The organism is Sphingomonas sp. CCH10-B3 (genome assembly GCF_001556185.1).
Taxonomy (GTDB): Bacteria; Pseudomonadota; Alphaproteobacteria; order Sphingomonadales; family Sphingomonadaceae; genus Sphingomonas; species Sphingomonas aquatica.
Window position 1 is genome coordinate 1 of record NZ_LSIJ01000066.1, and the last position, 8,590, is coordinate 8,590.

General features: G+C 65.6%; 12 protein-coding genes. 5 read left to right on the top strand and 7 right to left on the bottom strand.

Annotation, left to right across the window (positions count from 1 at the left end; genetic code table 11):
* Window positions 1-34: 34 nt before the first annotated feature.
* Genes hisA through hisB form a run of 3 tightly spaced genes read right to left on the bottom strand, consistent with a single transcriptional unit; the run spans window position 35 to window position 2,011 of the window.
* Entirely contained in the window at window positions 35-769 is a 735-nt protein-coding gene (hisA, locus tag AX672_RS11640; RefSeq protein ID WP_066651594.1) for a 1-(5-phosphoribosyl)-5-[(5-phosphoribosylamino)methylideneamino]imidazole-4-carboxamide isomerase, read from the bottom strand.
* A 40-nt stretch (window positions 770-809) separates the two neighbouring features.
* Window positions 810-1,421, bottom strand: a complete 612-nt coding sequence (gene hisH, locus AX672_RS11645) for an imidazole glycerol phosphate synthase subunit HisH (protein ID WP_066651596.1) — start codon at window positions 1,419-1,421, stop codon at window positions 810-812.
* A 2-nt stretch (window positions 1,422-1,423) separates the two neighbouring features.
* Window positions 1,424-2,011, bottom strand: coding sequence for an imidazoleglycerol-phosphate dehydratase HisB (gene hisB / locus AX672_RS11650; RefSeq protein ID WP_066651598.1), 588 nt, complete (start codon window positions 2,009-2,011; stop codon window positions 1,424-1,426).
* A 72-nt stretch (window positions 2,012-2,083) separates the two neighbouring features.
* Between hisB and AX672_RS11655 the strand changes: the two genes are divergently transcribed.
* The 3 genes from AX672_RS11655 (at window position 2,084) to gmk (ending at window position 4,746) form a co-directional block, all read left to right on the top strand.
* A complete protein-coding gene (locus AX672_RS11655; RefSeq protein ID WP_066651600.1) occupies window positions 2,084-2,557 on the top strand; it encodes an SspB family protein in 474 nt (157 codons plus the stop codon).
* Window positions 2,558-2,672: 115 nt separating this feature from the next.
* Window positions 2,673-4,058: a class II fumarate hydratase gene (gene fumC / locus AX672_RS11660; protein ID WP_066651602.1), complete on the top strand. Its 1,386-nt coding sequence runs from the start codon at window positions 2,673-2,675 to the stop codon at window positions 4,056-4,058.
* 43 nt (window positions 4,059-4,101) lie between these two features.
* On the top strand, window positions 4,102-4,746 hold the full coding sequence (gene gmk / locus AX672_RS11665; RefSeq protein ID WP_066651604.1) for a guanylate kinase: 645 nt from the start codon (window positions 4,102-4,104) through the stop codon (window positions 4,744-4,746).
* 127 nt (window positions 4,747-4,873) lie between these two features.
* Here the strand turns inward: gmk and AX672_RS11670 are convergent, their stop codons facing one another.
* From AX672_RS11670 to AX672_RS11685, 4 genes are read right to left on the bottom strand one after another with little or no spacing between them, the layout of a single operon-like run.
* On the bottom strand, window positions 4,874-5,557 hold the full coding sequence (locus tag AX672_RS11670) for an ATP12 family chaperone protein (RefSeq protein ID WP_066651606.1): 684 nt from the start codon (window positions 5,555-5,557) through the stop codon (window positions 4,874-4,876).
* Window positions 5,554-5,775 carry a hypothetical protein gene (locus AX672_RS11675; RefSeq protein WP_066651608.1) on the bottom strand — a complete coding sequence of 74 codons (222 nt, stop codon included), beginning with the start codon at window positions 5,773-5,775 and terminating at the stop codon, window positions 5,554-5,556. The genes AX672_RS11670 and AX672_RS11675 overlap by 4 nt, the downstream gene beginning before the upstream one ends.
* On the bottom strand, window positions 5,772-6,431 hold the full coding sequence (locus AX672_RS11680; protein WP_066651610.1) for an HAD-IA family hydrolase: 660 nt from the start codon (window positions 6,429-6,431) through the stop codon (window positions 5,772-5,774). The genes AX672_RS11675 and AX672_RS11680 overlap by 4 nt, the downstream gene beginning before the upstream one ends.
* 57 nt (window positions 6,432-6,488) lie before the next feature.
* Entirely contained in the window at window positions 6,489-7,481 is a 993-nt protein-coding gene (locus AX672_RS11685; protein WP_066651612.1) for a zinc-dependent alcohol dehydrogenase family protein, read from the bottom strand.
* Between the two features lie 85 nt (window positions 7,482-7,566).
* On the opposite strand from AX672_RS11685, the gene AX672_RS11690 reads away from it, so the two are divergent.
* Both AX672_RS11690 and AX672_RS11695 read left to right on the top strand, forming a co-directional pair.
* Entirely contained in the window at window positions 7,567-7,923 is a 357-nt protein-coding gene (locus AX672_RS11690; protein ID WP_066651614.1) for a winged helix-turn-helix transcriptional regulator, read from the top strand.
* 60 nt (window positions 7,924-7,983) lie between these two features.
* Entirely contained in the window at window positions 7,984-8,583 is a 600-nt protein-coding gene (locus tag AX672_RS11695) for an aspartyl/asparaginyl beta-hydroxylase domain-containing protein (protein ID WP_168727453.1), read from the top strand.
* The last annotated feature ends 7 nt before the right edge of the window (window positions 8,584-8,590 follow it).

The following is an 8,590-nucleotide window of genomic DNA, read 5'->3' on the forward strand; positions in this document are numbered from 1 at the left end:
CCTGAAGGGGAGGGGCTCGAGAAACCGCCCCCCCTCACGCCGCCCGCGCCACTTCGAGCGCGACCGCCAGATCGAGCCGCCCATCGTAAAGCGCGCGGCCGGTGATAACGCCTTCGATCCCCGACTTCGCATGCAGCGCGAGCATGTGGATGTCGGCAATCCCCTTCACGCCGCCGCTCGCGATCACCGGGATGTCGACCGCGCGGGCGAGGTCGACCGTCGCTTCGATGTTGACGCCCTTGAGCAGCCCGTCGCGCCCGACATCGGTGAAGAGGAGGGCGGCGACCCCGGCATCCTCGAACTGGCGGCCGAGATCGACGATGCTGGTGGTCGAGACATCGGCCCAGCCCTTGGTCGCGACCATGCCGCCCTTCGCGTCGACCGCGACGACGATGCCGCCGGGGAAGTCGCGAGCGGCCTCGCGCACCAGCGCCGGGTTCTCCAGCGCCGCCGTGCCGATCACGACGCGCGCCACGCCGAGATCGAACCAGCGCTCGATGCTTGCGCGGCTGCGAATGCCGCCGCCGAGTTGGACATGGCCGGGGAAGCGTTCGACGATTGCCTTCACGGCCTCACCATTGACCGAATCGCCTGCGAATGCGCCGTCGAGGTCGACGACGTGGAGATGCCCGGCGCCTTGCCCGGCAAAGATCATCGCCTGCGCGGCGGGATCGTCGCCGTACACGGTCGCGCGGTCCATATCGCCTTCGGCAAGGCGGACGACCTGGCCGCCCTTGAGGTCGATTGCGGGGAAGACGATGAGGGTCACCTGATCCTCCCCCAGCTCGTCTGGGGGAGGAATTTGCACTTTAAGGCCGCCACTTCAAAAACCTCTCCAGCAGCGCCAGCCCGTAGCGCTGGCTTTTCTCCGGATGGAACTGCACCCCCAGCATGTTCGCGCGGCCGATCGCCGCGACCACCGGCCCGCCATGCGCGGTCGTCGCCACCACGTCGCTTCCGCTGAAAGCGTAGCTGTGGAGAAAGTAGGCCTCGCCCGGCTCGATCAGCGGATGCGGCTTTGCGGGGACGACGTCGTTCCAGCCCATGTGCGGGATCTTGGCCTCCGCATCGGCGGGTTCGATCAGCCCGACTTCGCCCGAAATCCACCCGAGGCCCGGATGCGTGCCGAACTCCAGCCCGCGATCGGCCATCAGCTGCATGCCGACACAAATGCCGAGGAACGGCACCCCGCCGCCGATGACGCGCACCGTCATTGCCTCGGTCATTCCCGGCAGCGCGCGTAATGCCGCCGCGCACGCCCCGAACGCGCCGACACCCGGCAGCACGATCCGGTCGGCGCAGGCGACGACGGCGGCGCTCGCGGTAATCTCCACTGTCCCCGCGCCCGCTGCCTTCAGTGCGTTCGCGACTGAATGAAGATTGCCCGCGCCGTAATCGATCAGCGCGATTCGCTCCGCCATCGCTACAGTACGCCCTTGGTCGAAGGGATCGCGCCCGCCTTGCGCGGGTCGATCTCGACGGCGGTGCGCAGCGCGCGCGCAAGGCCCTTGAAGGCGCTTTCGATGATGTGGTGGTTGTTGTGGCCGTAAAGCGTCTCTACGTGAAGCGTCAGCCCCGCGGTCTGCGCAAAGCTGTGGAACCAGTGTTCGAACAATTCGGTGTCCATCTCGCCCAGCCGTGTGGTCGAGAAGGCTGATTTCCAAACGAGGTACGGCCGCCCCGAAATGTCCAGCGCGACGCGCGTCAGCGTTTCGTCCATCGGCGACAGCGCGTCGCCGTAGCGGCGGATGCCGGCCTTGTCGCCGAGCGCCTTGGCCACCGCCTCGCCGATCGCGAGCGCCGAATCCTCGGTCGTGTGATGCTGGTCGATGTGCAGGTCGCCGACCGCTTTCAGGTCGATGTCGATCAGCGAATGGCGCGACAACTGCTCGATCATGTGGTCGAGAAAGCCAATCCCGGTCGACACGGCATATTGGCCGGTGCCGTCGAGATCGACAGTCACATCGATCGAAGTTTCCTTGGTGGTGCGGGAGATAGTGGCGCGACGCATTGCCCTCCCATAGCGGCTGATGGCGGACGCGCAATCTTGACGATGGGGCTGGGTGCGCTAGTCCAATGCAGAATGAGTGATGCACTGCCCGACAGCCTGATTCCCTATGACGAGATCGTGCAGGAAGCGCTGCGCGCCGTCGTCGGGCGCGTGCTCGGCTCGATTGCGGGCGGCGGCGGGCTGCCCGGCGACCATCATTTCTACATCACTTTCAAGACGCAGGTGCCCGGCGTCGAAATCCCGAAGCGCCTGATCGAGCGTTTTCCGGACGAAATGACGATCGTGCTCCAGAATAAATTCTGGGACCTGAAGGTCGATGAGGCGCGCTTTTCGGTGGGGCTGAGCTTCAACCAGGTGCCCTCGACCTTGGTCATTCCGTATTCGGCGATCACCGGGTTTCACGATCCTGCGGTCAATTTCGAACTGCGTTTCCAGGCCGCCGATGGCCCCGACGAGCCCGAGCCGCATGACGAGGCCGAAAACGACGGCGATCCGCGCGACGACGGATCGAACGTGGTGTCGGTGGATTTCAAGCGGAAGAAATAGCGCTGGTCTCGAAACCGTCATCCTGAACTTGTTTCAGGGTCCAAGCTTCCACAAATCCGGCGCTGCCCGTGGCGGGATGGATGCTGAAACAAGTTCAGCATGACGGAGAAGGACAATGGCCGACATCACCCGCACCGAAACCGACTCGTTCGGCCCCATTGAAGTCCCCGCCGCCGCCTATTGGGGCGCGCAGACGCAGCGCAGCATCGCCAACTTCCCGTTCGGCGCGCGCGAGCGGATGCCGATCGAGATCATCCATGCGCTCGCGATCGTCAAACAGGCGGCCGCCCGGGTGAACCGCGCCCACGGCCTGCCCGCCGACATCGCCGATGCGATCGACGCCGCCGCAGCCGAAGTCGCGAGCGGCAAGCTCGACGACCAGTTCCCCCTCGTCATCTGGCAGACGGGAAGTGGCACCCAGACCAACATGAACGTCAACGAAGTGATCGCGGGCCGCGCCAACGAAATGCTCACCGGCAGTCGCGGCGGCAAGGCGCCGGTCCACCCCAATGATCACGTCAATATGAGCCAGTCGTCGAACGACAGCTTTCCGACGGCGATGCATATTGCCGTGACGTTGGCGCTATACGAGCGCTTCTATCCGGCGATCGACGATCTGCTGCAAACTCTCCTGGAAAAGTGCGATGACTTCGCGGGGATCGTCAAAATTGGCCGGACGCATCTGCAGGATGCAACACCGCTGACACTCGACCAAGAATTCTCCGGATATGCCAAGCAAATCGAGTTTGCCAGATTGCGGCTCAGCGGACCACTTGGCGAGGTTGCGGCGCTAGCCCAAGGCGGTACCGCCGTCGGTACCGGTCTCAACGCGCCGAAAGGCTTTTCGGATGACTTCGTCTCTGCGGTCAGAGTGCTCACGGGCCGACCCTTCAGCACGGCCGAAAATAAGTTCGAAGCGCTCGCGTCGAACGATCCGTTGGTAAATCTTTCGGGTCAGCTCAACACCCTCGCCGTGGCGCTGACCAAGATCGCCAGCGACATCCGCCTCCTCGGCTCCGGCCCTCGTGCGGGGATCGGCGAACTTTCCCTGCCTGAAAACGAACCCGGCAGCTCGATCATGCCCGGCAAGGTCAACCCGACCCAGTGCGAAATGCTGACGATGGTCGCCGCCCAAGTGATCGGAAATCACATGGCCATCACCGTCGGCGGGATGCAGGGGCACCTCGAACTCAACGTCTTCAAGCCGATGATCGCCGCCAATGTGCTGCGCTCGATCGATCTGCTCGCCACCGGCATGACGAGCTTCGCCGAGCGCTGCGTCGACGGCATCGAGCCCAATCGCGCGCGCATCGCCGAGCTGGTCGATCGCTCGCTGATGCTCGTGACGGCGCTCGCGCCCGAGATCGGATACGACAATGCCGCCAAGATCGCCAAGCACGCGCATGCCCATGACCTGACGCTACGTGAAGCGGGGCTTGCGCTCGGCTTGGTCGACGCCGCAACCTTCGACCGGCTGGTCCGCCCCGAAACGATGGTGTGATCGCCCCCTTGACGACGTGCCTGCGCCCGCGCCACTAGCGCGCATGGACCGACCCAATGATCCCCACGGCTTTCAGCGCCGCGGCGTGTTGTTCGTGCTGTCGTCGCCGTCGGGCGCGGGCAAGTCGACAATCGCGCGGATGCTTCTGGAAGCCGAACCCGATCTCGAAATGTCGGTGTCGGCAACCACCCGTCCGATCCGCCCCGGCGAGGAAGACGGCAAGGACTATCATTTCGTCACCCTCGACCGGTTCCGCGAGATGGTCGCGAACCACGAATTCCTCGAATGGGCGCATGTCTTCGGCCATCGCTATGGCACGCCGCGCGCACAGGTCGATGCGCTGCTCGCCGCCGGCAAGGACGTGCTGTTCGACATCGACTGGCAGGGCGCGCAGCAACTGTTCCAGATCGCCGGTGGCGATGTCGTGCGCGTGTTCATCTTGCCGCCGTCGATGGCCGAGCTGAACGAGCGCCTCGTCCGCCGCGCGACCGACACGCCGCAGGTGATCGAGGCACGGATGCAGCGCGCGGCCGCCGAAGTCAGCCACTGGGACGGTTATGACTATGTGCTTGTAAACGACGACGTCGACCAGTGTTTCCGCGACGTGCAGACCATCCTCGCAGCCGAGCGGCTCAAACGATCGCGCCAGACCGGGCTGATCGGGTTTATCCGGCATTTGATGAAATAGCGGCGGGTTTGTGTCTCAACCTCTCCCCTTTAGGGGAGGGGCAGGGGTGGGGATGCCTCGCAGAGCGCATCGCTCGTGGATAGTCCCCACCCCTGCCCCTGCCCTGAAGGGGAGGGGCTTAGATGGCTTATCGCAGCAATCCCAATAGCTTTACCCCCGCCTCGAAATCCCGCCGCCGGGCCTGGCGCGCCGGGATCGCCAGATCGTCCTCGCCCCATTGCTCGGCCTGCCAGTCGCTGTCGAGTTCGGACGCCAGCCACACCGCTTCGGGATCGGCGGCCCGCTCGGCGAGCGCGAGCGCGGCGACCAGCGATCCGCTGATTGTCACGATCGGCGACAGCGCGGCGAGTTCGAAGGGATCGAGCGCGGCAACCGCCGCTGCCAGCCGCGCGAGCGTTGCGGGCGGCTGCGGCCGGTGGATGATGCCCGTCACCACCACGAAATCGACGCTATAGGTCGCGCGCGCCCACTCAAGCAGCGGGTCCCACGCCGCCACCTGCCGCGCGACAAGCTCGGCGGGGCTGTCGGCGCGGTAGCAGAGCAGGTCGCTTTCGGCATAGGCCGCAAGCCCTGCCGCGAACGTCGCCGGATCGGGCGCGATCCGGTCGATCGCGGCATTGGCGAGGCCGGTCAGCGGCATCAGGCGTGGATCGATTTCTTCTGCAACGGCGCGCCACTCTTCGGCAACGGCCTCGGCGAGCTTGCGCGAGTGAAGCTCGAGCGGCGCGCGGCTGGGCGTGCGGACCGGCTTGCCGTCGAGCGCGATGCCCCCGTGCGCCGTCACATCGACATTCGTCCAGAAGCGTTTCACGGTTCGGGTGGGCTCTTCCAGCGGGCTGCGAGCGCGCGCGGCACGATAGCCATTTCCCACAGCGACGCGAGAGTCAGCGCAAGGCCGACCGCTCGCTCCGGCCACTCGACCGCGCGCGCGAGCAGGACGATGCCGAACACCGCGCCACCCGCGCCCGCGATCCGCGCGAGCGTCATCAGATAATAGCGCGTCTGGGCAGTGCGATCTTCCTCGGTCATGGCCGCTCCAGCGCCACGGCCAGCGCGGCGACGTCGTCAACCACGACATGCGCACCGGCTTCGATCAGTTCCTCGGGCGGGTGATAGCCCCAGCCGACGCCGATCGCGCGCACGCCGCCTGCACGCGCCATCGCCATGTCGAAGCTGGTGTCGCCGATCATCGCGGTGTGTTCCGCAACAGCGCCCGCGTCGCGCATCGCGGTTTCGATCATTGAGGGGTGCGGCTTCGACGGGTGGCGGTCGGCAGTCTGAAGCGTCAGAAAATGTCCGGCGATGCCGTGGTGCGCAAGGATATGCGCGAGCCCGCGATCGGACTTGCCGGTGGCGACGCCCAGCAGCCAGCCCTGCGCTGCAAGTGCTGCCAGCAGATCGGCAATGCCGTCGTAAAGCGGCTCTTCAGCCATTGCGCCGGCCGAGCGCATGCGGAAAAACGCATCCTTATAGTCCTGCGCAACCTGCTGGTGCAGCGCCTCTTCGGCATCGGGCAGCAGCATCCGCATCGCCTCGACGAGGCTTAAGCCCACGATCCGCCGGATCGTGTTGCGCGGCGGTGCGATCAGGCCATTGCTGGCGAAGGATTCCTCGACCGCAGCGCAGATATTGTGCTGGCTGTCGACGAGCGTCCCGTCGCAATCGAAAATGGCAAGGCGGATCATCGTCACGGCGATAGCCCAGCCTTGCCGATTTCAAAAGGCTCGCTGAATGCCGCCGTGTCAGGCGACGTCGATCACCACCTTGCCAATCGCTTTGCCGCTGGTGAGGTGGTCATGCGCGGCGGCGAGATCATCGAGCGTGAAGCGGGTCGGGTCGACCAGCGGCTTTACGCGTCCGCCATCGACCAGCCGGGCAACGCGCGCGAGGATGTCACCATGCCGCTCCAGATCGCGGTTGCGCAGCATCGGCACGAGCATGAACACGACATGGAGCGAGGCATTGTGAGGCATCAGGTTCGACAGATCGGCACTGGCGCCGCCCGACACGATGGTCACGACATTGCCGTTGTCGCCTACGGCTTCGATCGCGGGTTGGATATTGTCGCCGCCGATGGTGTCGAACACCACCCCATAGCCGCGCCCGCCTGTGGCCTGCGCGACATAATCCGCGACACTCTGCTCGCGGTAGTTGATCGTGACATCGGCGCCGAGATCGCGCGCGATCACTGCTTTTGCTTCGGATGAGACCGTGGCGTGGACAATGCCGCCCATCGCGCGGGCAAGCTGCACGCCGATATGGCCGACGCCGCCAGCCGCCCCATGGACGAGAACGAGATCGCCGGGCTTGACGCGTGCCCGGTCGACCAGCGCTTCCCATGCCGTGATCGCAACCAGCGGCAGCGCAGCGGCTTCGCGCATGGAAAGGCTTTTCGGGGCATGAGCGATCAGCCGGAAGTCGGCGACCATCTCGGTCGCATAGGCGCCGTCGCGACCGGTCAGCCCGCCCGCGCAGCCATAGACAATGTCGCCAACGGCGAAGCCGGCGACGGCGGCGCCGACTTCGGTGATCACACCTGCGAAATCGGCGCCGAGCACTGCCTGGTCGTTGACGATGGCAGCATAGGCGCCGCTGCGTTGCTTGGTGTCGAGCGGGTTGATGCTGGCGGCGTGGATCGCGATGCGCACGTCATTGTCGCCAAGCGGGCGCGGTGTCGCCTCAACCGCGATGAAGGGCGCGTCGGCGGCGAAGGTCTTCAGGGTCATTTGCTTCATGGCAGATACTCCGGTTGTGGTGCCGCCGATATCGACCTATTTGCAGAATATGCGAGTACGCACGATTTCGTAAGGTAGTACCCAAATGGATACTGAAGAACTGGTTCACCGCCCGTTTGGCTGTTCGGTCGAGGCAACCTTGTCGGTCGTTGGCGGCAGGTGGAAGCCGGTCATCATGTTCCGGCTGCTCGAAGCCGATGTGCTGCGCTTCAACGAGTTGCGGCGGCGCGTTCCGGCGGGGGTAACGCAGAAGATGCTGACCAGCCAACTGCGCGAACTCGAGGCCGACGGCATTGTCGAGCGCCGCGTCTATGCTGAAGTCCCGCCGCGCGTCGAATATCGGCTGACGCCGCATGGGCGGTCGCTGGAACCCGTGTTGCATGCCATGCGCGACTGGGGAGTGAAGCATATGGCTGAACGGATATTCGACGTGGCGGCGTGACTGCTGGCTCGACCAGCTGTTGACGCCCGGCGTTGTCGCCCGGCAACAGCACGCTCAGCCTTGCGCGATGTTCGGCTTTGCTTCGATTCTCTCGGCTCGATTCCCGATCGCAAGCGGCTGGCGCCCGCCTTCGATGCCGCTGCGCTCGCCGCCGATCTGGCGCTGATCGAGCGCGGGCATTGGCAGCCGCATTCTGTCAGCGGAAATTATCGGGGCGACTCGTCGGCGATGGCCTTGCGCGCGGCAGCGGGGGAGACGCATCCGATCCGGCTGATCTACGCCAATCCCACCGCGACCGAGTGGGTCGACACGCCGCTGATGGCGCGTGTTCCTGCGATGCGCGCGGCGGTGGCGGCGCTGTGCTGCTCGGTGCAGAGCGTGCGGCTGATGCGGCTGGGGCCGGGTTCGGCGATCTTGCCCCACGAGGACCTCGATCTCGCCGCCGAGCAGGGCCGCGCGCGGCTGCACCTGCCGATCGCGACCAATCCGGGGGTGCGCTTCGTGCTGAGTGGCGAGGCAGTGCCGATGGAAGTTGGTGAGCTATGGTATTTGCGGCTGAGTGACACGCATGCGGCGGTGAACGAGGGGGCGAGCCCCCGCGTGCATCTGGTGATCGATGTGCTGGCGAATGACTGGCTGGTGGCGATGCTGCGGGGGTGAGGGGGGC

Bases quoted from the DNA above. Each gene is read 5' to 3' on its own strand.
- AX672_RS11675 (WP_066651608.1), bottom strand. From the start codon at position 5,775: ATGACCGAGGAAGATCGCACTGCCCAGACGCGCTATTATCTGATGACG.
- AX672_RS11680 (WP_066651610.1), bottom strand. From the start codon at position 6,431: ATGATCCGCCTTGCCATTTTCGATTGCGACGGGACGCTCGTCGACAGC.
- AX672_RS11690 (WP_066651614.1), top strand. From the start codon at position 7,567: ATGGATACTGAAGAACTGGTTCACCGCCCGTTTGGCTGTTCGGTCGAG.
- hisB (WP_066651598.1), bottom strand. From the start codon at position 2,011: ATGCGTCGCGCCACTATCTCCCGCACCACCAAGGAAACTTCGATCGAT.
- AX672_RS11655 (WP_066651600.1), top strand. From the start codon at position 2,084: ATGAGTGATGCACTGCCCGACAGCCTGATTCCCTATGACGAGATCGTG.
- gmk (WP_066651604.1), top strand. From the start codon at position 4,102: ATGGACCGACCCAATGATCCCCACGGCTTTCAGCGCCGCGGCGTGTTG.
- AX672_RS11685 (WP_066651612.1), bottom strand. From the start codon at position 7,481: ATGAAGCAAATGACCCTGAAGACCTTCGCCGCCGACGCGCCCTTCATC.
- fumC (WP_066651602.1), top strand. From the start codon at position 2,673: ATGGCCGACATCACCCGCACCGAAACCGACTCGTTCGGCCCCATTGAA.
- hisH (WP_066651596.1), bottom strand. From the start codon at position 1,421: ATGGCGGAGCGAATCGCGCTGATCGATTACGGCGCGGGCAATCTTCAT.